The 24,017-nt window shown below is 64.4% G+C and carries 24 protein-coding genes and 1 pseudogene; 10 read left to right on the forward strand and 15 right to left on the reverse strand.

Going from position 1 to position 24,017, the window contains the following annotated elements; translation table 11 throughout:
- Positions 1-13 precede the first annotated feature (13 nt).
- Positions 14-835 (reverse strand): ABC transporter ATP-binding protein, encoded by an 822-nt coding sequence (locus CH262_RS11495; protein ID WP_027496614.1) that lies wholly within the window; start codon positions 833-835, stop codon positions 14-16.
- Positions 836-896: 61 nt separating this feature from the next.
- Between CH262_RS11495 and glgX the strand changes: the two genes are divergently transcribed.
- Positions 897-3,053, forward strand: coding sequence for a glycogen debranching protein GlgX (gene glgX / locus CH262_RS11500; protein WP_094717741.1), 2,157 nt, complete (start codon positions 897-899; stop codon positions 3,051-3,053).
- An 11-nt stretch (positions 3,054-3,064) separates the two neighbouring features.
- Here the strand turns inward: glgX and yczE are convergent.
- The 4 genes and pseudogenes from yczE to ctaD form a co-directional block, all read right to left on the reverse strand.
- Positions 3,065-3,643: pseudogene (yczE, locus tag CH262_RS28500) on the reverse strand (membrane protein YczE); the annotation flags it as partial.
- Between the two features lie 75 nt (positions 3,644-3,718).
- Positions 3,719-4,528 carry an aminoacyl-tRNA hydrolase gene (locus tag CH262_RS11510; RefSeq protein ID WP_094717628.1) on the reverse strand — a complete coding sequence of 270 codons (810 nt, stop codon included), beginning with the start codon at positions 4,526-4,528 and terminating at the stop codon, positions 3,719-3,721.
- A complete protein-coding gene (gene serB, locus CH262_RS11515) occupies positions 4,525-5,751 on the reverse strand; it encodes a phosphoserine phosphatase SerB (protein ID WP_057474181.1) in 1,227 nt (408 codons plus the stop codon). Before serB ends, CH262_RS11510 begins: the two co-directional genes overlap by 4 nt.
- A gap of 149 nt (positions 5,752-5,900) precedes the next feature.
- Positions 5,901-7,691 (reverse strand): aa3-type cytochrome oxidase subunit I, encoded by a 1,791-nt coding sequence (ctaD, locus tag CH262_RS11520; RefSeq protein ID WP_027496609.1) that lies wholly within the window; start codon positions 7,689-7,691, stop codon positions 5,901-5,903.
- Between the two features lie 373 nt (positions 7,692-8,064).
- Here ctaD and CH262_RS11525 point away from each other — a divergent pair, with 373 nt between their 5' ends.
- The 4 genes from CH262_RS11525 (at position 8,065) to CH262_RS11540 (ending at position 10,773) form a co-directional block, all read left to right on the forward strand.
- On the forward strand, positions 8,065-9,078 hold the full coding sequence (locus CH262_RS11525; protein WP_094717629.1) for an iron-siderophore ABC transporter substrate-binding protein: 1,014 nt from the start codon (positions 8,065-8,067) through the stop codon (positions 9,076-9,078).
- 4 nt (positions 9,079-9,082) lie between these two features.
- The gene (locus CH262_RS11530; protein ID WP_094717630.1) at positions 9,083-9,556 is read left to right on the forward strand and encodes an NUDIX hydrolase; all 474 of its coding nucleotides are present in this window, start codon (positions 9,083-9,085) and stop codon (positions 9,554-9,556) included.
- Between the two features lie 98 nt (positions 9,557-9,654).
- Complete coding sequence (locus CH262_RS11535) at positions 9,655-10,572, forward strand: SPFH domain-containing protein (protein WP_179274969.1); 918 nt, start codon at positions 9,655-9,657, stop codon at positions 10,570-10,572.
- A 3-nt stretch (positions 10,573-10,575) separates the two neighbouring features.
- Positions 10,576-10,773 carry a hypothetical protein gene (locus tag CH262_RS11540; RefSeq protein WP_027496605.1) on the forward strand — a complete coding sequence of 66 codons (198 nt, stop codon included), beginning with the start codon at positions 10,576-10,578 and terminating at the stop codon, positions 10,771-10,773.
- Between the two features lie 23 nt (positions 10,774-10,796).
- Here the strand turns inward: CH262_RS11540 and nrdF are convergent, their stop codons facing one another.
- From nrdF to CH262_RS11575, 7 genes are all read right to left on the reverse strand, one after another.
- Positions 10,797-11,762, reverse strand: coding sequence for a class 1b ribonucleoside-diphosphate reductase subunit beta (nrdF, locus tag CH262_RS11545; RefSeq protein ID WP_057477537.1), 966 nt, complete (start codon positions 11,760-11,762; stop codon positions 10,797-10,799).
- Between the two features lie 161 nt (positions 11,763-11,923).
- Positions 11,924-13,342, reverse strand: coding sequence for a DUF2252 domain-containing protein (locus CH262_RS11550; protein WP_373453781.1), 1,419 nt, complete (start codon positions 13,340-13,342; stop codon positions 11,924-11,926).
- 66 nt (positions 13,343-13,408) lie between these two features.
- The gene (gene nrdE, locus CH262_RS11555; protein ID WP_032370748.1) at positions 13,409-15,574 is read right to left on the reverse strand and encodes a class 1b ribonucleoside-diphosphate reductase subunit alpha; all 2,166 of its coding nucleotides are present in this window, start codon (positions 15,572-15,574) and stop codon (positions 13,409-13,411) included.
- Positions 15,575-15,608: 34 nt separating this feature from the next.
- Positions 15,609-16,070 (reverse strand): class Ib ribonucleoside-diphosphate reductase assembly flavoprotein NrdI, encoded by a 462-nt coding sequence (gene nrdI, locus CH262_RS11560; protein WP_027496602.1) that lies wholly within the window; start codon positions 16,068-16,070, stop codon positions 15,609-15,611.
- A gap of 24 nt (positions 16,071-16,094) precedes the next feature.
- Positions 16,095-16,328, reverse strand: coding sequence for a redoxin NrdH (locus tag CH262_RS11565; protein ID WP_027496601.1), 234 nt, complete (start codon positions 16,326-16,328; stop codon positions 16,095-16,097).
- 402 nt (positions 16,329-16,730) lie between these two features.
- The gene (gene ykgO, locus CH262_RS11570; protein WP_027496600.1) at positions 16,731-16,853 is read right to left on the reverse strand and encodes a type B 50S ribosomal protein L36; all 123 of its coding nucleotides are present in this window, start codon (positions 16,851-16,853) and stop codon (positions 16,731-16,733) included.
- A 43-nt stretch (positions 16,854-16,896) separates the two neighbouring features.
- Entirely contained in the window at positions 16,897-17,463 is a 567-nt protein-coding gene (locus CH262_RS11575) for an NAD(P)H-dependent oxidoreductase (RefSeq protein WP_094717631.1), read from the reverse strand.
- Positions 17,464-17,567: 104 nt separating this feature from the next.
- Here CH262_RS11575 and CH262_RS11580 point away from each other — a divergent pair, with 104 nt between their 5' ends.
- Positions 17,568-18,167: a TetR/AcrR family transcriptional regulator gene (locus CH262_RS11580; RefSeq protein ID WP_027496598.1), complete on the forward strand. Its 600-nt coding sequence runs from the start codon at positions 17,568-17,570 to the stop codon at positions 18,165-18,167.
- Between the two features lie 10 nt (positions 18,168-18,177).
- Here the strand turns inward: CH262_RS11580 and CH262_RS11585 are convergent, their stop codons facing one another.
- Positions 18,178-18,960, reverse strand: a complete 783-nt coding sequence (locus tag CH262_RS11585) for a fructosamine kinase family protein (protein ID WP_256988763.1) — start codon at positions 18,958-18,960, stop codon at positions 18,178-18,180.
- Between the two features lie 66 nt (positions 18,961-19,026).
- On the opposite strand from CH262_RS11585, the gene nadE reads away from it, so the two are divergent.
- Positions 19,027-19,872 (forward strand): ammonia-dependent NAD(+) synthetase, encoded by an 846-nt coding sequence (gene nadE / locus CH262_RS11590; protein ID WP_032366345.1) that lies wholly within the window; start codon positions 19,027-19,029, stop codon positions 19,870-19,872.
- 30 nt (positions 19,873-19,902) lie between these two features.
- Here nadE and CH262_RS11595 read toward each other — a convergent pair whose 3' ends face one another.
- Positions 19,903-20,148, reverse strand: a complete 246-nt coding sequence (locus CH262_RS11595) for a MoaD/ThiS family protein (protein WP_032383453.1) — start codon at positions 20,146-20,148, stop codon at positions 19,903-19,905.
- A 31-nt stretch (positions 20,149-20,179) separates the two neighbouring features.
- Positions 20,180-21,232 (reverse strand): GTP 3',8-cyclase MoaA, encoded by a 1,053-nt coding sequence (gene moaA, locus CH262_RS11600; RefSeq protein WP_094717744.1) that lies wholly within the window; start codon positions 21,230-21,232, stop codon positions 20,180-20,182.
- 179 nt (positions 21,233-21,411) lie between these two features.
- Here moaA and CH262_RS11605 point away from each other — a divergent pair, with 179 nt between their 5' ends.
- The 3 genes from CH262_RS11605 to CH262_RS11615 are packed head-to-tail and all read left to right on the forward strand — an operon-like array spanning position 21,412 to position 24,012.
- The gene (locus tag CH262_RS11605; RefSeq protein ID WP_094717633.1) at positions 21,412-22,602 is read left to right on the forward strand and encodes a molybdopterin molybdotransferase MoeA; all 1,191 of its coding nucleotides are present in this window, start codon (positions 21,412-21,414) and stop codon (positions 22,600-22,602) included.
- Entirely contained in the window at positions 22,590-23,606 is a 1,017-nt protein-coding gene (gene moaCB, locus CH262_RS11610) for a bifunctional molybdenum cofactor biosynthesis protein MoaC/MoaB (RefSeq protein WP_094717634.1), read from the forward strand. Before CH262_RS11605 ends, moaCB begins: the two co-directional genes overlap by 13 nt.
- Positions 23,599-24,012, forward strand: coding sequence for a molybdenum cofactor biosynthesis protein MoaE (locus tag CH262_RS11615; protein WP_094717635.1), 414 nt, complete (start codon positions 23,599-23,601; stop codon positions 24,010-24,012). The genes moaCB and CH262_RS11615 overlap by 8 nt, the downstream gene beginning before the upstream one ends.
- The last annotated feature ends 5 nt before the right edge of the window (positions 24,013-24,017 follow it).

Consider the following 24,017-nt stretch of genomic DNA (forward strand, 5'->3'; position numbering starts at 1 on the left):
CACGGGGTCCGCTCTAGCGGCGGTGCGCCCCGGCAGCGCGCGTGCGCCGCGCGAAGTAGCGACCGTCGACGCGATCGAGGGTGATCGACTGGCTGAATGCCTCCGTGAGGTTCTCCGCCGTGATGACGTCGTCGACCAGGCCTTGCGCAACCACGCCGCCCTCCTTGAGGAGCAGTGCGTGGCTGAAGCCGGGCGGGATTTCTTCCACGTGGTGGGTGATCAGCACGGTCGCGGGAGCGTCGGGGTCGGCAGCCAGATCGGCCAACCGGGCTACCAGTTCCTCGCGGCCACCGAGATCGAGGCCGGCAGCGGGCTCGTCCAGCAACAGCAGTTCCGGGTCGGTCATCAGGGCACGGGCGATCAGTACACGCTTGCGCTCACCCTCAGACAGGGTGCCGTAGGTCCGCGTCGCCAGATGTTCGGCCCCGAGGCTCTCGAGCATCTCGACGGCCCGTTCGGTGTCGATCGCGTCGTACTTCTCCCGCCAACGCCCCAGCACGGAGTAGCCGGCGGACACGACCAGATCGGAGACCAGTTCGTCGGCAGGGATTCGGTGCGCCAACGAGGACGACGACAAGCCGATTCGAGGACGCAGTTCCGAGACATCGGTTCTGCCCATCACCTCACCGAGGACGTGAGCGACACCGGACGTGGGATGGATCTCGGCGGCAGCGATACGGAGCAGCGACGTCTTACCTGCACCGTTGGGCCCGAGTACGACCCACCGTTCGTCCAGTTCCACCTTCCAGGTGACAGGACCCACCAACGTCACGCCACCTCGGCGGACTACGACATCAGTGAAATCTACGAGCAGGTCGGGATCCGGTTCAGACACGGCTCCTATCCTCCCGCACACTCCCCGCGCAGACACGGCAGGATGTGCACGCGTGTCGCCCATTGACGATGTACCTCGCACCTCCCGCCGTCCCGTCGACGGGGTCACTCGCGTGAACCCGCCCGGGCAGCCGTTCCCCCTGGGTGCCACTGCGCATCCCACTGGTACGCAATTCGCAGTCCACGCTCCCGGTGCGGATGGCGTCGAGGTATGTCTGATCGACCCGGACGGCGGCGAGCGGCGCGTGGAGTTGACCAACCGGACATTCGGCATCAGACATGCCTTCGTCCCTGACGTCGGGCCAGGCGTGCGGTACGGCTTTCGCGCGCACGGCACCTGGGATCCCCACTCGGGCCGACGATTCAACGGGGCCAAGATCCTGCTCGACCCGTCCGCCCGCCAGGTGTCCGGTGACTTCGGGGATCCCGCGGCCCTGTTGGCCTACGAGGACGACCCGTTCGGAGCCCCCAGCAGTCGCGATTCCCTCGGCCACCTCCCGCTCGGCGTCGTCCGCGGACCGTCGGACAACGGCGACCGGCCGGTGAGGCCTGCCGTTCCCTGGGACAGAACCGTGCTCTACGAATTGCACGTCGGGTCGTTCACCGCGCGCCACAACGGCGTACCCGAACACCTCCGTGGCACCTACCTCGGGCTCGCGCAACCGGCCGTACTCGAACACCTGGCTCGAACGGGCATCACGTCGGTCGAATTGCTGCCGGTCCACACCACGTTCACCGAACCCGGGGTACGCGCTCGAGGGATGCGAAACCATTGGGGCTACTCCACGGGCGCGTATTTCGCTCCCGATCCGCGTTTCGCCGCCGTACGAGGCAACGAAGTGGACGAGTTCCGGACGATGGTCGACGCGTTGCACAGCGCAGGGATCGAAGTGATCCTCGACGTGGTCTACAACCACACGTGCGAATCCGCGGTCGACGGGCCGTCGATCAGTTGGCGGGGTCTCGACGCGCCGGGGTACTACCTGCTCGACGGTCGCGGATCCGACGTCGACCTGACCGGTTGCGGCAACACACTCGATTCGGCGTCTCCCGCCGTGGTTCGCATGGTGTGCGACAGCCTGCGGTACTGGGTGCAGGACATGGGCGTGGACGGATTCCGATTCGACCTGGCCAGTACGCTCGGCCGACCGGGCGGTTGGCGATTCGATTCTCGTGCACCGCTGTTGACCGCGATCGGTACCGATCCGGTGCTGTCGGGCGTCAAGTTGATCGCCGAACCCTGGGATGCGACCGGTGCCGGATATCAGGTGGGCAACTTCGGGGTCATGTGGTCCGAGTGGAACGACCGCTACCGAGATACCGTACGAGGATTCTGGGCCGGCCATCACGGAGTGCGCGAATTGGCTTCCCGCCTGGCCGGTTCCGAGGACCTCTATGCCGGCAGCGGTCGACTGCCGTGGGCGTCGATCAATTTCGTCACCGCACACGACGGATTCACCGCACACGATCTGGTCTCGTACGAACGAAAGCACAACGAAGCCAACGGCGAAGAGAACAGAGACGGCACCGACAACAACTCCTCGGTCAACTACGGCGTCGAGGGTCCGACCGACGATCCCTCCGTCCTCGGAGACCGTGGACGACACGTCCGTGCCCTGCTTGCCACCCTGACGCTGTCGACCGGAACACCGATGCTGCTCGCAGGTGACGAACTCGGCCACAGCCAGGGCGGAAACAACAACGCCTACTGCGTATCTCACGATGCACCGGCATCCGACGCCTGGGCCGTCGACTGGGACAGCGCGGACCAGAACATGATTCGCTTCGTGGCGCGCCTGCTGCGCGTACGTGCGAGCGCCCCGACACTGCGTCAGCAGGAGTTCTTCACCGGCCGGGCGACGCCGACCGGTCGACCGGACCTCGTCTGGTTCGATTCCGCCGGAGTCGAATTCGATCACGACAGATGGAACGACGATTCGGTGCGCACGATCTCCGCCTGGGTCGACGGGTCCGACGTGCGTTCCTACGCCTCCGACGGCGGGCAGGTGGACGACGCGAGTTCGTTGCTGATCTTGCATTCCGGCGGTCCCGCGGAGATCACGCTGGCCTGCCCCAGTTGGTCGTCGTCTCGATTCGTGCCCGTCCTCGATTCCTCTCGCGTGGACGGCGTCCCACCCGATACCACTGCACTGGAGGCAGGTTCGAAGATTTCGGTGACCGGCTCCACCGTTCTCGTGTTCCGCAGCGCCGGTAGGTGAGTCATGAACAGCTGCACGAGCGGTCCTACCCCGAGCGCGTAGAGCACCGTACCCACACCGAGAGTTCCGCCCAGCAGCCAGCCGGTGAGTACCACTGTCAGTTCGATTCCCGTGCGAGTGAGGCGAATCGACCATCCGGTGCGCGCCACCAACCCGGTCATCAAACCGTCTCGGGGGCCCGGGCCCATTCCCGCACCGATGTAGAGCGCCGTGGCGAAGGCATTGACGACGATGCCCGACACCATTGCCAGTGTCCGAACGATCGGCCCGTCCAGATGGGGCAGGATCGCCGACGTCGTATCCACGGCGACAGCGATGACGATCACGTTGCTCACGGTCCCCAAACCCGGACGCTGCCGCAGCGGTATCCACATCAGGAGCACCGCCACGCCGGTGATGGCAGTGATGGTTCCGAAGCTGAGCGACAGGTGCCGCGACAGACCTTGGTGGAACACATCCCAGGGGTTGACGCCGAGCCCACCGGCGATCATCAGCGACATGGACGCGCCGTACAGCCACAGCCCGACGTAGAGCGCCGTCAGGCGAGACGGGAGACGACGGCCGGCGACGCGTAGCGGTGAGAAAGGCATGGTGTCAGTGTCCGGCCACTGGATACCTCGTTCGATAGCCAGTTGCGCGACAGTGGACCCCCGGCCGATGCTGCGTTACGTCCGGACAGCGATCACGGTCGTCGAACCGGGAGCCACTTCGGTGAAACCAGCATCTCGGACTGCGACGGCGCGACCCGCGCGGACCTCGTCCAGCGCGAGCGTCCACTGCTCCGGATCCGCCGATCGAACCGAACAGGCGAAACCGGAATCGGCCCAGGCTCGACAGTCGTCGAGGCTCATCGCGCCGGCCAGCAACATCGACGCATGACCCACCTGCGCCGCGGCCTTGCCCACCGTCATCGACAGGGACGCGTCGATCCACAGCACCGGACCGGCGCTCGGCGGTGACTCTTCCTCGGCCGGTACGTCGGTGCCGCCGATCTGAAGACGCTTGATGCGCGGATCCAGATCGCCGACGCGACCCGGCACGAAAGCACGGGCCGAAGCGTTCCCGACCTCGACCGTGACACCCGGAACTTCCTGCGCCGCAGTCCATTGTGCGCCGCGGGCACGGCGGGCCACCTTCCTGATCCGCGCCGAGGTCCACGCGACGAAAGGCTCGTGCCACGAGGCGTCGACACCGACCCGCGGGTCGAGGCACAGCGCCACGACGGCGCGGGCGGCGGCTTCGAGTAGGTCGTTGCGCACCGGCGGATCGGCCTTGGGTATGTGCAGCACCATGGGCATCGCCAGAACCTCCGACGGGTCCTCGGGATCCTCGGCACCGCCGTAGCCGCGGGCCAATTCGGCGTGACGCGAGGCGAACGTGTTGGCGTCCGAGAACTGCTCGGGTTCAGCCGTATCGGACGTCGACTCGACACGGTCCCGATCGACGGAGTCGCCGACGGCGGAGGCGTCGGTCATGGGATCGGGACGCGGCGGACTCCCCCGTCGACGGCATCCGCGGCTTCGATCTCGTTTCGGGTGACCCCGAGAATGAACAGGACGGCGTCCAAGTACGGGTGCGAGATCGCAGTATCGGCGATCTCACGTAGCGCGGGCTTGGCGTTGAACGCAACGCCGAGCCCGGCCGCGGTGAGCATGTCGATGTCGTTGGCACCGTCGCCGACCGCGACCGTCTGCTCCATCGGCACTCCGGCTTGGGCGGCGAACTCCCGCAGTGCGGTCGCCTTCGCAGCGCGGTCGACGACGTCGCCGGTGACTCGACCCGTCAACTTCCCGTCGACGATCTCGAGTGTGTTGGCCTTCACATAGTCGAGTTCGAGTTCGTGAGCCAGGCCCTCGATCACCTGGCGGAATCCACCCGATACGACACCGCAGGCGAAGCCGAGGCGGCGAAGCGTCCGGATGGTCGTTCGAGCCCCTGCCGTCAGCTCCAAGCTGTCGGCGACGTCGTCGATGACGGAGGCGTCGAGGCCTGCCAGCGCCGCGACACGCTGTTCCAACGACTCGGCGAAGTCGATCTCCCCGCGCATCGCCGCCTCGGTGACGGCACGTACCTCGTCTTCGCGCCCGGCCCGGGCGGCAAGCATCTCGATGACCTCGCCCTGGACCAACGTCGAGTCCACGTCGAACACGATGAGTCGTTTCGACCTCCGTGCGATGCCGGCTCGTTCCACTGCGATGTCGACGCCGATTCCCGCTGCGATCGCGGCGAGGCCGGTGCGTAGCTGGAGGTCTGCCTCAGGCGAGGTGTCGGTGGCGGTGACCTGAAGTTCGAGGCCCGTCACCGGGTAGTCCGCGATCCCACGGATGGAATCGATATTGGTCCCCTGCCGGGCCAATTCCCTCGAGATGGTGCTGAACGCTCGCGCGGTGACCGGACGGCCGAGCACGACGACGACATGCGTGGCCAGCGTGCGTCCACCGTTCTGTGCCGCGTCGATTTCGACATCGACATGGACGCCCACGGTGGCCATCGCGTCTTCGAGTTCTTCCTGGAGCGCCTCGGGATCGCGTGGACAGGTCAGCAACACCCCGAGGGTCAGCCTGTTGCGGATGACCACCTGCTCCACGTCGAGCAGGCTGACGTCGTGCCGCGACAGGGCCGCGAACAGCACCGATGTGACACCTGGTTTGTCGGGTCCCGTCACCGTTACCAACACCGCAGTGTCGCTCGATCTCACCGAATCTCCCTTTCGCACTGTCCCCCCATTACTGGTGTGCCCTGCTCGTGTCCCGCGACTGCCGCCGAACGGGCCGGACGCGCAGGAAAGATTGTCGCAAGCGAAGAGCCCCGCCCGGTAGCCGGGAGGGGCTCTCGCTGTGCTGTGGACTACCGGGGATCCGGGTCGCCCGAACCTTCGTGATCGCTGGTGGCGATCGGAGCCCGGCGGGCCTGTTCGAGTACCGCGGTGGTCTTGCCACCGTGAGCACCAGGACCGACGTGCGCCTCGGACCGCATCCGCTCGACCATGTGCGGGTAGTGCAGCTCGAACGCCGGACGCTCGGAACGAATCCGGGGCAGCTCGGTGAAGTTGTGCCTCGGGGGCGGGCACGAGGTGGCCCACTCCAACGAGTTTCCGTAACCCCACGGATCGTCGACGGTGACGACCTCACCGTATCGGTACGACTTGAACACGTTCCAGACGAACGGCAGCGTCGAGGCACCGAGGATGAACGCACCGATGGTCGAGATGATGTTCAGTTCGGTGAAGCCGTCGGACGGCAGGTAGTCGGCGTAGCGACGCGGCATGCCTTCGTTACCGAGCCAGTGCTGCACCAGGAACGTCGCATGGAATCCGAAGAACGTCAGCCAGAAGTGCCACTTGCCCAGAGCCTCGTCCATCATCCGGCCCGTCATCTTCGGGAACCAGAAGTAGATTCCTGCGTAGGTCGCGAACACCACGGTGCCGAACACCACGTAGTGGAAGTGGGCGACGACGAAGTACGTGTCGGTGACCTGGAAGTCGATGGGAGGCGAAGCCAACAGCACACCGGTCAGTCCGCCGAACACGAACGTGATCAGGAAGCCGATCGAGAACAGCATGGGCGTTTCGAGCGTGACCTGTCCGCGCCACATCGTGCCGACCCAGTTGAAGATCTTCACACCGGTCGGAACAGCGATGAGGAATGTCATGAACGAGAAGAACGGCAGCAGTACCGCGCCGGTGGCGTACATGTGGTGGGCCCACACGGCGATCGACAGTGCAGCGATGGCGATCGTCGCGTAGATCAGACCCGAGTAACCGAAGATCGGCTTGCGGGAGAACACCGGGAACACCTCGGACACGATTCCGAAGAACGGCAGCGCGATGATGTAGACCTCGGGGTGCCCGAAGAACCAGAACAGGTGCTGCCACAGCAGCACTCCGCCCGTTGCCGGGTCGAAGAGATGCGCGCCCAGGTGGCGGTCGGCGGCAAGGCCGAGCAGTGCGGCGGTCAGGAGCGGGAACGCCAGCAGGATCAGAATCGACGTGACCAGGATGTTCCAGGTGAAGATGGGCATCCGGAACATCGTCATACCGGGGGCGCGGAGGCAGATCACCGTGGTGATCATGTTGACGCCACCGAGGATGGTTCCCAGACCGGCGACGGCGAGGCCCATGATCCACAGGTCGGCACCGACACCGGGCGAGTGCAGAGCAGAGGTGAGCGGCGTGTACGCCGTCCATCCGAAGTCGGCTGCGCCACCCGGGGTGATGAAGCCGGCCGTGGTGATCAGCGCACCGAACAGGTACAGCCAGTAGGAGAACGCGTTGAGACGCGGGAACGCCACGTCCGGCGCGCCGATCTGCAGCGGAAGAATGTAGTTGGCGAAGCCGAACACGATCGGCGTTGCGTACAGCAGCAACATGATGGTGCCGTGCATCGTGAACAGCTGGTTGTACTGCTCGTTGGACAGGAACTGCATCCCCGGCACGGCCAACTCGGCGCGCATCAACAGCGCCATCAGTCCACCGACGAGGAAGAAGGCGAACGACGTCGCGATGTACATGATCCCGAGAACCTTGGGATCGGTTGTGGTCACCGCCTTGTGGATGAACGAACCCTTCGGTCCCATCCGCGGCGGGAAAGGCCGAGCAGCATCCACCGCGGGAGCGGGCCTAGGCGCTAGGGCAGTCACAGATCCTCCTGATTGCGCGTCCGACCCCGAATCACGAGGCGACGTCACTAGTCGTGCGCTACTCGAATCGTAGACCGTCGGACCGACGCTTGCCGAACCGGTCCTACCGTGTGTCGTATTGGATTCGATCGAACCATGGTTCGAGGTGCGATCTGCCTGCGCCGTCGGCCTTTACGAGCCCGCCGACGCACCCTGGAACACCGTACGAACAGATGGCCGGGAAGGGTCCGCGGCAGTGCTCTGCGCGAAGCGATTTCCGTTACTGTGTGAGTCCACCCGACCCGCAGAAAGAAGTTCCGCGTTGCCACTTCGACCACGACTCCCCCGCCGGTTTTCGCCACACACCACGGGCACGGCGGCCGCTGTCTGTCTGATGGCAGCCGTGGCGTTGACCGGATGCTCCGACTCCGCGACCGAGGACGACGCATCCACCATCGTTCGCAGTACGACGAACATTGCCGGAGCGGGGGTGGTCGGTAACAACCGGGACACCGTCGGACTGTGTCCCGCACTTGCCCCACTCGACCCGACGGGAGTCGAGGGCGATACGCGCCCCGTCGGGCACGCCGAGGGAATCAGTGCCATCCCGGCCGATCCACAGCGCATCGTCGTTCTCGACGCTGCAGGCCTCGACGCCAGCTGCGCGGTCGGGATCTGGGAACGCGTCGTAGGCGCGGCCACGCTCGACCCCGACTTCCGGGGAGACGGAGACCAACCGCTGTACCTGGGCACCGGCCTGGCGTCGGTTCCGTCGGTCGGCCCGGTCGGTGCCCCCGACCTCGATGCGATCGCCGCCCTCGCCCCGGACCTGATCCTGGGTGCCGATTCTCTCGGATCCGATACCTACGATTCGCTGACTGCCATCGCGCCGACCGTGTTCACCGCGACCGGACAGGGATGGAAAGACACTTTTCTGCAGTCCGCAGCCGCCTTGGGTCGAGGCCAGGCAGGATTCGACCAGCTCGCGTCGTTCTCCGCGGATGCCGAACGCGTCGGGCGTGAGATCGATGCAACCCAGACGCAGGCGTCGGTCGTCCGATTCGATGCCGACTCCGTCGAGGTCGACGGCCAGGATTCCTTCGCGGGCCAGGTGCTCGCCGAGGTCGGCGTTGCACGGCCACAGAATCAGCGTGACACCGGTTTCTCGGTCGAGCCCGGCAACCTGGAGCCCGTCGAGGGCGACATCGTCTACGTGCGATTCGCGAATCCGGACGGCGAGACCTTCGGCCGTGAGGTGATGGACGGCGACGCGTGGCACGCTCTCGGCTCGGTCACCGACGGGCGGGTGTTCGTGGTGAACGACACGGTCTGGTCGGGCAGCGGGGTCGTCGCGGCGCGGGCCGTTCTGGCCGACCTGTCCGCTTCTCTGAACGCATACGTGTCCTGACGCGATGCCTATCCCGGACTTCGTTCAGGCGCTGCGCAGCGTCGTCGGCACGTCCCCGCTGTGGCTGTCCGGCGTCAGCGCTGTCGTTCTCGACGACGATCGGCGCGTGCTGCTGACTCTGCGGGCAGACAACAACACCTGGGCGGTGGTGTCCGGAATCCTCGAGCCCGGCGAGGAACCTGCACCCGCCGCGCTGCGTGAGATCGGTGAGGAGACCGGTGTGGACGCCACGATCGTGCGCCTGACGAGCGTCGACGTGACGGAGCCCATCACGTACCCCAACGGCGACGTCGCGCAGTATGTGGACATCACGTTCCTCGCTCGCTACACCGGCGGCACTCCTCATGTCGCCGACGACGAGAACCTCGACGTGGCCTGGTTCGATCTCGACGGCCTACCCGAAAACCTCACGGCCACCTCACGATTGCGGATCGAGAAGGCCATCGCCGACGACCCGTCGGCGTGGTTCCGACGCTGACTCCCCCACCATCCCGAGACCGCAGCTCCACCGAACCGTCCCCCGCTCGGTCGATAATGTGATATCACTTTAGTATCACTCACGAGAGGGAGGTTCCGATGTCCGTACCCACTACCGTCGCCGAGAAGCCGACGGGTACTCCGACCACCACCATCGCCGAGCGCACCGGCTGGGATCTACCCGGCTGGTCGATGCTCGGCGTCGGTGTCGTGTTGTTCCTCGGCGGAATCGCCGCCTTCGTTCTCGGACTCGTCTTCTCCGTTGTGGCGCTGATGGCCGTCGGAGTCGCGCTGTTCGTGCTGTCGTTGCCGGCACTCATGGGATTGACTCTGGTGCAACCGAATCAAGCTCGTGTTCTGCAGCTACTCGGCAGTTCGTACAGCGGAACGCTGCGCACACCGGGGCTACGCTGGACCAATCCGTTGACGTACCGCAGGGCCATCTCGACGCGCATCCGCAACCACGAGACCGGCCAGTCGAAGGTCAACGACGCCGACGGCAATCCGATCGAGATCTCTGCCATCGTCGTCTGGCAGGTCGCCGATACCGCCCTGGCGTCGTTCCAGGTCGACGATTACGAGGAGTTCGTCGCCGTCCAGACCGAATCGGCCGTCCGTCATATCGCCGGCAGCTACCCGTACGACGCCGAAGGACGAATGTCGTTGCGCGAGAACGCCGACGAGATCACCGCCGCCATGTCTGAGGAAGTACACGCGCGGGTGAGATCGGCAGGCGTCGAGGTGATCGAGACCCGCATCAACCGTCTTGCCTATGCTCCGGAGATCGCGCAGGCCATGCTGCGACGCCAGCAGGCCGGAGCTGTCATCGCGGCGCGTCAGCAGATCGTCGAAGGTGCGGTGGGAATGGTGGAGATGGCACTCTCGAAGCTCGAGGAGAAGCACGTCGTGGAACTCGACGAGGAGCGGAAAGCGGCGATGGTGTCGAACCTGCTCGTCGTGTTGTGCAGCGATCGCGATACCCAGCCCGTCGTCAACACCGGATCGCTGTACCAGTGAGCCATGGCCGTCGAGCGTAAGAAAATTCTGCTTCGGCTGGACCCAGCGGTGCACGACGCTCTTGCCCGCTGGGCCTCCGACGAGCTCCGAAGCACCAACGCTCAGATCGAGTTCCTACTGCGTCGAGCACTGAGCGAGCAGGGCCGAATGCCGAAGGAGGCCAAAGACATTCGCGCGCCGGGCCGCCCACCGAAGGAGTGAGCGGCCCGGCGCGAGGATGGTTTCTAGAAGTCCCAGTCCTCGTCTTCGGTGTTGACGGCCTTTCCGATGACGTACGAGGAGCCCGACCCGGAGAAGAAGTCGTGGTTCTCGTCGGCGTTGGGTGAGAGAGCCGACAGAATTGCCGGGTTCACATCCGTCTCGTCCTTGGGGAACAGACCCTCGTAGCCGAGGTTGTTCAGTGCCTTGTTGGCGTTGTAGCGCAGGAACTTCTTGACGTCCTCGGTCAGACCGATCTCGTCGTACAGATCCTGGGTGTACTCGACCTCGTTGTCGTACAGCTCGAACAGCAACTCGAAGGTGTAGTTCTTCAGTTCCTCACGCCGCTCTTCGCTGACCTTCTCGAGACCCTTCTGGTACTTGTATCCGATGTAGTACCCGTGCACGGCCTCGTCACGAATGATCAGCCGGATGAGGTCTGCCGTGTTGGTGAGCTTGGCCCGCGAGGACCAGTACATCGGCAGGTAGAAGCCGGAGTAGAAGAGGAACGACTCGAGCAGAGTCGACGCCACCTTGCGCTTGAGCGGGTCGTCACCGTGATAGAAGTTCAGCACGATCTCGGCCTTGCGCTGAAGGTTGACGTTCTCCTCGGACCAGCGGAACGCATCGTCGATGTCGCGGGTGGAGCTGAGGGTGGAGAAGATGGAGCTGTAGCTCTTCGCGTGCACCGACTCCATGAACGCGATGTTGGTGTACACCGCCTCCTCGTGCGGAGTGATGGCGTCGGGAATGAGGCTGACGGCACCGACCGTCCCCTGAATCGTGTCCAGCAGGGTCAGTCCGGTGAACACGCGCATCGTCAGCTGCTTCTCGACGGCGGTGAGAGTTGCCCACGACGGGATGTCGTTGGACACCGGCACCTTCTCGGGCAGCCAGAAATTACTGGTGAGACGCTCCCAGACTTCGGAGTCCTTGTCGTCCTGGACCCGATTCCAGTTGATCGCGGTGACACGATCGATGAGCTTTACCATGGGTGCCTACCTACAGTTCGATGAGCGAGAAGTGAGGACGGAGCTACGTGAAAAGTCGCTGACACGAACACTACCCGTTGTGTCCGACAGTTCCGGGAGGCACTACAAAGTGTGCTCGGAGTGTTGCCGCGGGGAACGACCGTATTCCCACGAGTCTTCGGTCACCAGCCCACCGAGCACGGGACCGTTCCCGCCTCGATGGCACCGACCAGTTGCGCGTGATCGCGCTCGTTCTGATCGGCATAGGCGTGGGCGAACTCCACCATCGCCCGACCGACATTGTCGCCCCGGCCGAGGTAGTCGGCTATTGCCTCGGCGTCACCGCTTCGAGCATGGGCTCGGGCGAGGACTTCGCCGCACGCCGTGGCGAACTCGGTGAGGTACGGCCCGATGATCTCGGCGTCGGGAATGACCTTCATGTCGCGGAATTGCCGAACGTAGAAGTTCAGGTCCCCTTGACCGGCCTCCGGCCCGGCCGGCACCGACGTCCACCCTACGAACATGTCGGTGGCGCTCTGCAGCATTCGTTGGCCGTTGACCACCCGTGAACCGTGATTGTCGTACGCGCTCGGCTCGAGAAACCGCTCGAACACTGAGGGCCCCGCTTGCTTGATCTGCAAGAAGAACGGATCGCGAGTCCGCCGTTCCTCCAGTAGTGCCAGATAGACCCGCATTCCGACACTCCCGACGCCGACCACCTGGCGAACCACGTCGAGGACTCGAAATCTGGACAGCAGACTCCAGATGTGGTCGTCGACCGATTCGCTGTAGCCGGCGATCACCGCCTGCACCAATTCGATCTGAGAATCTCCCACATGAGTGCGAAACGGGGGGTCCTCGCGAATTCTTCGACGCCCGTCCCTCGTCTCGGTGAACTTGCGGGACGCACCACGGCTGGTGCGACGCTCGGCTTTCGTTTCGATGAGCTTCTCGGCGTGGCGAGCGATGCCCGAGGAGAAATGCCCGAGCAGACCGTCGACGTCGATGCGGTCGTACCAGATGTCGATTTCCGGAGTGTTCGCGTATGTCGACATCTTTCGGCAGTACGCGGCCGTCATCTCTGCCACTGCCCGGCCGGATCGCTGCGAATCCACACCGTTCTCGCGTCCGAGAACCACGAGGGAAGTGGACAGACGTTCGAGGTCCCACTCGAACGGGCCGGGCAGAGTTTCGTCGAAATCACGAAGGTCGAAATACAGGTTTCGTTCCGGCGTCGCCCACAATCCGAAGTTCAACACGTGAGCGTCACCGCACAACTGGACCTCGATGCCGGTGTGCGGGGTCGACGCCAGGTCCGCGGCCATCACTGCGGCAGCACCGCGAAAATACGTCCATGGTGACGCGGACATCCGGGCGTACCGGATCGGCAGCAACTCCTGAACTCGTATCGCGTTCTGCGCAAGAATTGTCTCGAGTGCATCGTGGCCACGAGTGTCGGGATCCCATTCCGCCAATCGGCGGCGAGGTACCCGCCGGCGAGCATGTCGACCACGCGACGATGGCTCGGAAGGAATCGAGTCCTTCCGAGCCATTGTCACGTCGACGTCGGATTCGACCTCGCCGTCCGCTTCGGTGCCCATGCCTGATTATGCTTCGCATCGCGCCCTGACATCACGGTATTGCCACAGGTCGACCGAACGAACCGGTTACAGCATGCAGGAAACGCAGCCCTCGACCTCGGTGCCCTCGAGGGCCATCTGACGCAGACGGATGTAGTACAGCGTCTTGATGCCCTTGCGCCATGCGTAGATCTGCGCGCGGTTGATGTCGCGGGTGGTGGCCGTGTCCTTGAAGAACAGCGTCAACGACAGGCCCTGATCGACGTGTTGCGTTGCGGCAGCGTAGGTATCGATGATCTTCTCGTAGCCGATCTCGTACGCGTCCTGGTAGTAATCCAGGTTGTCGTTGTCGAGATACGGTGCCGGGTAGTAGACGCGGCCGATCTTGCCTTCCTTGCGGATCTCGATCTTCGACGCCACCGGGTGAATCGACGAGGTGGAGTTGTTGATGTACGAGATCGAGCCGGTCGGCGGAACGGCCTGCAGGTTCTGGTTGTAGATTCCGTACTCCTGCACCGACGCCTTCAGCGCGGCCCAGTCGGCCTGGGTCGGGATGGCGACGTCGGAGTCGGCGAACAACTTCGCGACCTTCGGTGTCGCAGGCTCCCACACCTGGTCGGTGTACTTGTCGAAGAACTCACCCGACGCGTACTTGGAATCCGGGAAGCCCTTGAAGTACTGGCCGCGCGCCTTCGCCAGCTGGTTCGACGCCTGGATGGCGTGGAACAACACCGTGTAGAAGTAGATGTTGGTGAAGTCGATTCCCTCGGTCGAGCCGTAGTGAATGCGCTCGCGGGCGAGGTAGCCGTGCAGGTTCATCTGACCCAGGCCGATCGCGTGAGAGTCGTTGTTGCCCTGCTCGATCGACGGTACCGAGAAGATGTGGGTCTGATCCGACACCGCAGTCAGACCACGGATCGCCACCGCGATGGTCTTACCGAAATCGGGCGAATCCATCGTCTTGGCAATGTTCAGCGAGCCCAGGTTGCACGAGATGTCCTTGCCCACATGGCTGTACGAGAGGTCGTCGTTGAACGTCGACGGCGTCGAGACCTGGAGAATCTCCGAGCACAGGTTGGAGTGAGTGATCTTGCCCTTCACCGGGTTCGCACGATTGACGGTGTCCTCGTACATGATGTACGGGTAGCCGGACTCGAACTGCAGCTCGGCGAGGGTCTGGAAGAATTCACGCGACTTGATCTTGGTCTTGCGAATCCTCTTGTCGTCGACCATCTCGTAGTACTTCTCCGAGACGTTGATGTCGGCGAACGGCACTCCGTAGATGCGCTCGACGTCGTACGGCGAGAACAGGTACATGTCCTCGTTCTTCTTCGCCAGCTCGAACGTGATGTCCGGGATGACGATTCCGAGGGACAGCGTCTTGATGCGGATCTTTTCGTCGGCGTTCTCACGCTTGGTGTCGAGGAACTTGTACACATCGGGGTGGTGCGCGTGCAGGTACACCGCGCCCGCGCCCTGGCGTGCCCCGAGCTGGTTGGCGTACGAGAACGAATCCTCGAGCAGCTTCATGATCGGGATGACACCGGACGACTGGTTCTCGATCCGCTTGATCGGCGCACCTGCTTCGCGAATGTTGCTCAGCAGCAATGCAACTCCGCCGCCGCGCTTGGACAGCTGCAACGCGGAGTTGATGGATCGTCCGATGGACTCCATGTTGTCTTCGATGCGGAGCAGGAAGCACGAGACGGGCTCGCCGCGCTGCTTCTTGCCCGAGTTGAGGAAGGTGGGCGTCGCGGGCTGGAATCGGCCGGCGATGATCTCGTCCACGAGATCGGTGGCCAGGGCTTCGTCACCGGCCGCCAGCGTCAATGCCACCATGCACACACGGTCCTCGAAGCGTTCGAGGTAGCGCTTACCGTCGAACGTCTTGAGCGTGTAGGAGGTGTAGTACTTGAACGCACCGAGGAAGGTCGGGAATCGAAACTTCTTCGAGTACGCGTGGTTGATCAGGAACTTCACGAACTCACGTGAGTACTGGTCCAGAACCTCGGGCTCGTAGTAGTTCTCCTCGACCAGGTAGTCCAGCTTCTCGTCCAGGTCGTGGAAGAACACGGTGTTCTGGTTGACGTGCTGCAGGAAGTACTGATTGGCAGCTTCGCGGTCCTTCTCGAACTGGATCTCACCATTGGGCCCGTAGAGATTGAGCATCGCGTTGAGCGCGTGATAGTCCATGTCACCGTCGCTGCGAACGGTCGCGGGTGCGGGTGCTGCGTCGGTGATGGTCGGTGCCACGGCGGTGCTCCTACTGGTCTGTGGTGGTTGATGCTCAGTGCGTGTGGGCAGCGCGACGGACTTCCCGTTCCCAGAAGTCTTCGAGTCCCTCGCGGACTCGCACTACGTCCTCGGGGGTGCCCATCAATTCGAAGCGGTAGAGATACGGAACCGCGCATTTCTGCGAGATGACGTCTCCGGCAAAGCAGAAGGAGTCACCGAAATTGGTGTTTCCGGCAGCGATGACGGCTCTGATCAACGATCGATTGTGCTTGTCGTTGAGAAACTTGATCACACGCTTGGGGACGTAGTTGGTGTCGCGGCCGGCGTACGTCGTTCCTCCGCCGTACGTCGGCACGATCAGGACGTAGGGAGAGTCGACGCGAAACGTGCCGTCCGGATCTCGTAAGGGAATGCGCGTCGCGGGGATATCCAACTTCGACACGAAACGGTGCGTGTTTTCCGACGCGCTGGAGAAGTAGACGAGTGAGTTCGAGGACTGCTGTTGTGAACTCACCGCTCACTCACCTTCTTGATCTGTTCAAGCAGCGTTCGTCGCGAGGGTCTTGATGCGATCCGGGCGGAAACCGGACCAGTGGTCGTCACCGGCGACGACGACGGGGGCCTGCAGGTAACCGAGCGCCATGACGTAGTCACGTGCCTCGGGGTCCTGCGAGATGTCGATGACGGAGTACTCGATACCCGCTTTGTCGAGGGCGCGGTAGGTGGCATTGCACTGGACGCAGGCGGGCTTGGTGTAAACGGTGATGCTCATGGTGTCCCTCTTTCCGTTGTCGCCGTCGGGTGCACCGATGGCGACGATGTGCTCTGCGTGTGGCACCGAGAACATCTCCCGCTCAGGGCGACTGCGACCTGCTCGAACCCACGTCGTTCAGGCTCTTCGAGTTGTGGTCTCTCGGCGGGTCAAACACTACACCTAGTGTCCCCCATCTGCCTAGAACACGAGATGTTGCGAACAACATGCGTGGTATTCGCTGGTCACGGCCGTGCGACCGACGCTTGTCCACCCCACATCGGCGTGTCGGACGTCACAAAACGAGGTGTCTTTCGTCACTACCGACCGTCGCCCCGACAGTGACGATCACCGAAGACACCCGCGCACGACGACGGCCCCTCGGAATTGCTCCGAGGGGCCGTCACGTGGATCACGCGAGTGTCAGCGTTGACGCGCCTTGAACCGCGGCTCCTTCTTGTTGATCACGAACACGACCCCATGGCGGCGAACCACCTGGGCACCGGGCTTGTTCTTGAGCGATTTCAGAGAATTTCTCACCTTCATGAGACCAGGATACATGAAAACGATTCCCGATACCATCAAGCGATCACGCGCTGACGAGTTCCTTCGACGCCTTGACCAACTCGGCCACAACATGGCCGATCTCACCGGACACCTCGGCGTTCTCACGCGGGTGAGCGGCCCCGAACTTGTCGATGGTGCCGCCGATGGAGAGCTGGACGTCCTCGAGTACGGATCCGCCGGCGATGCGGACGGCCTTGCTCGTGTCCTCGTGGGCCCACTTGGCCCCGTTGCCGCTCGGCGATGCGCTGATGACCACGACCGGCTTGCCCACCATGGCACCGGCACCATAGGGACGTGAGAGCCAGTCGATGGCGTTCTTCAGCACGGCCGGAATGGTGCCGTTGTATTCGGGCGTGACCAACAGCAGCGCAGAAGCCTTCTCGGCAGCGGCGCGCAGAGCGAGGGCGGCCGCAGGCACGGAGCCGTCGACGTCGATGTCCTCGTTGTAGAAGGGAACGTCGCCCAGCCCGTCGTAGACCACGATCTCGGCATCGGCCGGTGCGACGGTGACTGCAGTCTCGGCAATCTGCTTGTTCACCGATTCGGCGCGCAGGCTTCCGACGAGAACGAGTACGTGTGCGTCTGACATGAAATCTTCCTTCGAAAGTTCGGATGACGTGATCGTCGTGTCAATTCATACCATCCAAACGGACCGCGGTCCACTTGTATTCCTCAGCGAGGTACCCTGAACAGGTGACCGGTCCGATGCTGCCCGTAGTAGGCGAAGACTCCGAACGCTGTGACGCTGCCCGCAACCGCCGGCTGCTCCTCGACGCGGCGACGGAGCTGGTGGCGACCCTCGGTGCCGACGCCGTCACCATGGAGGCCGTGGCAACGAGGGCCGGCGTCGGCAAAGGCACCGTGTTCCGGCGCTTCGGCAACCGCGCCGGGTTGATGCGAGCCCTGTTGGATCACACCGAGAAGATGTTGCAGAGCTCGTTCATGTTCGGCGAACCGCCGCTCGGGCCCGGTGCCGATCCCATCGACCGCCTCGTCGCGTTCGGTCGGGCACGGCTGGAATTCGTCAGGGTTCAGGGTGAGGTGCTGCGCGCCGCGGAAAGCTCGGCCGACGCTCGGTATTCGGCTCCGGCGCACATGGTCAATTTCACACACGTTCTGTCTTTGCTCCGTGCAGCCGGCGTGGAGGGAGACCTGGAACTTCTCACCTACTGGCTGCTCACCCCCCTGGAAGCCACGTTGGTGCTGCACCAGTACCGAGACCTCGGAATGACGATGGATCGTCTGGCCGACGGGTGGGAAGATCTGGTGCGCAGAGCAACTCGCGTCCCATAGCGGTTGTCGGTCACGTCGCGAGGATCGACAGTGCCGCCGAATGCAAGGCAGTTCCGTACGAACGGCCGTGTCCGGCCGCATGTACGGCCAGAGGATGCAACTGGTGGAGGGCGGTTCGGTCGCGCCACCCCGTCCGCAGCGGGTGCACGGACTCGTAGCCGTCGACCATGGCGTCCAGATGAGGACAGCCGAACAGTGTCGCCATCGCCAGATCCGTTTCGCGATGGCCGCCGTGTGCCGCGGGATCGATCAGCACGACACCCGCATCGGTCCAGAAGACGTTGCCGTTCCACAGGTCTCCGTGGATTCGACTGGGCGGTTCATCATCGTCGAACTCGCCGTCCGCCACCCGCTCGCACGCCGCCTCGACGGTCGCCGCCTCGGACTGCGTCACGTTTCCGGCGTCGACCGCGATCCGCAGAAACGGCAGCACTCGCTCGGCGGCGTAGAACGAACCCCACGTGGCGTGGACAGTGTTGGTCATGGGCCGCGAGCCGATGAACAACTGCCCGGGAAACGGTGTGCCGTCCGGGCGATTCGGCGGAGCCCCGAATCCGGCCGCGCCGCCGTCGTGCATCCGGGCCAGTGCGCGCCCGAATCGACGGGCCGCGATCTCGGTGGGACGCGCGGCCGTCAACCGCTCGAGTTCGATGAACGTCGGTCCGCGATCGAGAACACCGACGACAGGCACCCCTGTCTCACCGAGCCACGCGAGTCCCGTCGCCTCGGCCTCGAAGAAGTCCGGGTGCGCGCGGGTATCTCGCTTGACGAAGGTATCGGTGGATCCGCTCACGTCGAACGACACTACGCATCCTTCTCGACCCGAACGCGTACCCGCACTCGTCATTAGGATGATCGGATGGGACACATCAACTCGGAATTGCGCTCCGGAATCATGCGTGAGCTGGCGGTACAGTCGACCATCGATCCGGTGACGGAGGTCCGCAGGCGCGTGGACTTCCTCAAGGACTACCTCGCGTCGACCCCGGCGTCCGGTTTCGTACTCGGGATCAGCGGCGGACAGGACAGCACCCTCACCGGCAAGCTCGCACAACGGGCGGTGACCGAACTACGAGCCGACGGGCACGAGGCCGAATTCGTCGCCGTACGGCTCCCCTACGGTGTGCAGGCCGACGAGGACGACGCGGCGATCGCACTGAAGTTCATCGACCCCGACCGCACGGTGACGGTGAACATCAAGGAGGCCTCCGATGCCGCAGCCGCTGCGACCGCAGAGGCTCTGGGAACCGGCGAGGTCCGAGATTTCGTGCGCGGCAACATCAAAGCTCGCCAACGCATGGTCGCCCAGTACGCGATCGCCGGCGAACTCGGATACGTGGTCGTCGGCACCGATCACGCGGCCGAGGCGGTCACCGGCTTCTTCACCAAGTTCGGCGACGGCGGGGTGGATCTGACGCCACTGACCGGCCTGACCAAGCGTCAAGGCGCTGCGCTGCTGCGCGAGCTCGGTGCGCCCGAAAGTACCTGGCGCAAAGTCCCCACCGCGGATCTCGAAGACGATCGACCGGCTCTGCCCGACGAGGAAGCACTCGGCGTCACATACGAGCAGATCGACGACTACCTCGAAGGCAAGGACGTCACCGAGGAAGTGGCCGACAAACTCGAGAAGATGTTCGCCGCGACGCGGCACAAGCGAACCGTTCCAGTGACACCGTTCGACGATTGGTGGAAGAACGGTCACTGACCGACCTTCGTCGGCGGCGATCGGTGACGATCAGCCGCCGGCGAACGGCGGCAGTACGTCGACTCGGCTGCCTACGGACCGACCCAGATCGCGGGTCAACTCGTCTCCGACCAGATACGCCGACACCCGCAGAATCGGTTCCATCGGGGCTCCGTACCGAGAACGGATGGCCTCGCGCAATTCTCCCAGCGTCGAACCGACCGGCAGAGTGAGGTGTTCGGACTCGCAGCCGGACGCGTCGACGGCGGCCGCGAAGTACCGCACCTCCACCTGCATCGTTCGACTACCGGTCGTGCTGGGCTGTGTCTCAACCACCGATTGCTCCCATACTGCGGGTCGGCGGCACGAAGCCCTCGGCGTCGATGCCGTGCCCGGCCCATTTGTTCCACATGGCTCCGCGCCATACTGCTGCCAACTCGTCATCGGTGGCACCGCCACGCAGCGCCGCGCGAAGATCCGTCTCGTCGTCGCTGAAAAGGCAGGACCTGATGGTCCCCTCGGCAGTGAGCCTCGTTCGATCACAGTCGCCGCAGAACGAGCGCGTGACGGACGCGATGATTCCCACGGTCGCCTCCGTGCCGTCCACGCTCCATTCCTCGGCGGGAGCGGACGGATCGGCGCGACCCACTTCACGTAGATCGAACGCAGTGGACAGCTCGTCGAGCAACGTCTGGGCGTCGATCATGTTGTTGCGGGCCCATTCGTGATCGGCGTCGAGTGGCATCTGCTCGATGAATCGAAGCGCGACCCCCTCGTCCAGACACCACCGGAGCAGATCCACGGACCCGGAGAGGGTATCTCGCATCAGTACGGCATTGACCTTCACCGGACCGATGCCCGCCTTCTTGGCCGCCCGGATGCCGGCCAGCACAGACGGCAGACGATCGCGTCGAGTCAAGCGCGCGAACTGTTCGCGATCGACCGAGTCCAACGACACGTTGACGCGCGTCAGACCGGCCCCGGCGAGGGCCTGCGCGCGATGTTCCAGACCGACGGCATTGGTGGTCATGGACAACGGAACGCCGTCCGCCACAGCGGAGCACGAACGAAGGATCTCGTCCAGATCTCGACGCATCAGAGGCTCGCCGCCGGTGAAACGCACGTCGCGTATTCCCAGCAGGCGCACGGCAACCGAGACGACCCGAGCGATCTCGGCGGCGGTCAGCAGGTCGGCCGTGGGGATTGCCGGCAGCCCCTCCTCCGGCATGCAGTACGTGCACCGCAGCGAGCACTTCTCGGTGATCGAGATGCGCAGATCGCGTGCCACCCGCCCGAAGCGATCGATCAGATGCGGCACGTCGGGACGATCGTCCACCGGGCCGAACGACGACCCAGAGGAAGCTGCACCGATACGCGGGATCCCGAGGGACGTGACACTGTCCACCGTCACCTCACACCTCGAATCCGTCTGTTCCTGCATGTCTCACATCGGCTTGTCTACCCAGTATGCCGCAGCCCACACGCACCCGTCGTGTCGGCGTGCCTAGGATTGGCAGCCATGACGGCTGAGCACACTCGAGCGATCACCGGACCTGCACTGTGAGCGCCGTATCCGTCGAGGAGCACGCAGCAGCGATCGAGTCGCTGCTCGCAGACTTGGGCACCCGAGCAGCCCAACGAGTGCCGCTGACCGACGCACTGGGACGGGTGGCGTTCCACGACGTGACCTCCCCCGTCGATCTACCTCTGTTCCGAAATTCGCAGATGGACGGTTATGCGGTCGATTCTCGCTCGGTGCAGTCTGCGCCCGTGACGCTTCCGGTGTCGACGATCATCGCTGCCGGACCCACCCGACCGTCGACGCTCACGCCCGGTAGCGCAGCCAAGATCATGACCGGCGCACCGATACCCGACGGAGCGGACGCCATCGTCCCCGTGGAGGACACCACGGTGACCACCGCAGGTGCGGTGACCGTCGAACGACCCCGCGTCGCAGGCGAATTCGTGCGCGAACAGGGTAGCGACGTACGCGCGGGAACGGTCCTGATCGACGCGGGCAGAGTGCTCGAGCCCCGGCACATCTCGGTTCTCGCCGCCGTCGGACTGGCCACCGTCGACGTACGGTCGCGTCCTCGGGTGGCCGTGGTGACCACCGGAGCAGAGTTGGCCGACGCAGGCGAGACGCTCTCGCCCGGTCAGATCTTCGACTCGAACGGCATCACTCTTGCCGCGCACCTGCGCGCGAGCGGTGCCGACGTGGTCACCGTCGCACGCAGCACCGACGATCCGGAACGCTTCCGAAGCATCCTCACCTCCGCAGCCGCATCGGCGGAGCTCATCATCACCTCCGGTGGAGTGTCGATGGGCGACTTCGAGGTGGTCAAGGACGTTCTCGCGCCGCTGGGTGGACAGTTCGGATCGGTTCGGATGCAACCGGGTGGACCTCAGGGCATCACGATGTTCGACGGCACCCCGGTCCTGAGTTTCCCCGGCAACCCCGTCAGCACCGTGGTGTCGTACATCATGTTCGCGCGCAACATCGTTCGGCGATCGGCCGGCCTGCCACCGGTCTTGTCGGGCCCTGCGACTCTGTTCCAGTCGATCACCTCGCCGCCGGGCAGGCGTCAACTGCTCCGCGGGAAATTGCGTGACGACGGCCGGGTCGAACTGGTCGCCGGACCGGGGTCCCACCTGGTGGCCGCACTGGCGTGGGCCGACGTGCTCATCGACATCGCCGCCGAGACAACCGAACTCGCCGCAGGATCACCCGTGGAGGTATGGCCGCTGTGACCACCGAAGTTCCGCAGAACCCCCTGTCTCACCTGGACGACGAGGGCCGTGCCCGCATGGTCGATGTGGCGCACAAGAAAGAGACCTCCCGAACGGCTGTGGCGGCCGGCGAGCTCGTCACCACGCCCGAGGTCATCGGGTTGGTGCAGGCGGACGGCATGCCGAAGGCCGATGTCCTGGCGACCGCTCGGATCGCCGGTATCTCGGCTGCCAAGCGCACGTCCGACCTGATTCCGCTGTGCCATCAGCTCGCGCTCTCGTCGGTCAAGATCTCCTTCGGATTCACCGACACCTCGATCACGGTCGAGGCCACCGCGCGCACGACCGGTAGGACCGGCGTCGAGATGGAAGCCCTCACCGCCGTCGCGGTTGCCGGGTTGACTCTGCACGACATGGTCAAGGCGGTCGACCCGGGTGCGACGATGAACGGCGTCCGGCTGATCACCAAAGACGGTGGTAAGCACGGGCATTGGCAGCGTAATGCAAAGGCGACCGCCCCCGACGACGACGCTCGGCCGTCGGAGGGGACGAAGTCGGCGGTCGTGCTCGTGGCCTCCACCGGCGGTGCTCGCGGGACCCGCCCGGACACCACCGGCCCGTCCATCGCATCCTGGCTGACCGATCGGGGCTTCGCGGTGCGCGGCCCGCTGGTGTACGCCGATGCCGACATCGAGGCCGGGCTGCGCGACTCGCTACGCGGCGAGCCGTCGCTGATCATCTCGACCGGCGGAACCGGCGTCTCCCCTACCGATGCAACTCCGGAGGCCACGGCGGCACTGCTCGACATCGAGATGCCAGGAATAGCAGACCAGATCCGCACCAAGGGAACCTCCGCGACGCCGCACGCGGTGCTGAGTCGCGGGGTGTCCGGGTTGATCGGACGTACCCTCGTCGTCAACTTGCCCGGATCACCGGGAGGCGTGAAAGACGGCTTGGCCGTTCTCGATCCGCTCCTCGACCATGTACTCGCCCAGATCTCAGGAGGAGGACCCCACGATGACTGAACTCGTCGCCCGCATCTCGAACGAGCCGCTGACGACCACCGAAGTAGGAGCCGCGGTACAGGATTCGCATCACGGTGCCGTGGTGCTGTTCAGCGGAATCGTTCGTGACCACGACGGTGGCCACGCCGTGGAAACTCTCGAATACCGCGCCCACCCCGATGCGGAACGCTTCTTGAGCCGATGCTGCTCGGAGGTCTCGTCCGAAACCGGTCTTGCGGTCGCTGCCGTGCATCGCGTCGGGGACTTGCGGGTCGGCGATCTCGCGCTCGTGGCCGCAGTCGGATCGGCTCATCGCGCCGAGGCGTTCGAGGCGTGCGCCCGACTGGTCGAACGCATCAAGGCCGAGGTACCCATCTGGAAACGGCAGGGCTTCGAAGGCGGGCGCACCGAATGGGTCGGACTGTAGAAGAC

This window comes from Rhodococcus sp. 05-2255-1e, assembly GCF_002259025.1.
In the GTDB taxonomy this organism is placed as follows: domain Bacteria; phylum Actinomycetota; class Actinomycetes; order Mycobacteriales; family Mycobacteriaceae; genus Rhodococcoides; species Rhodococcoides fascians.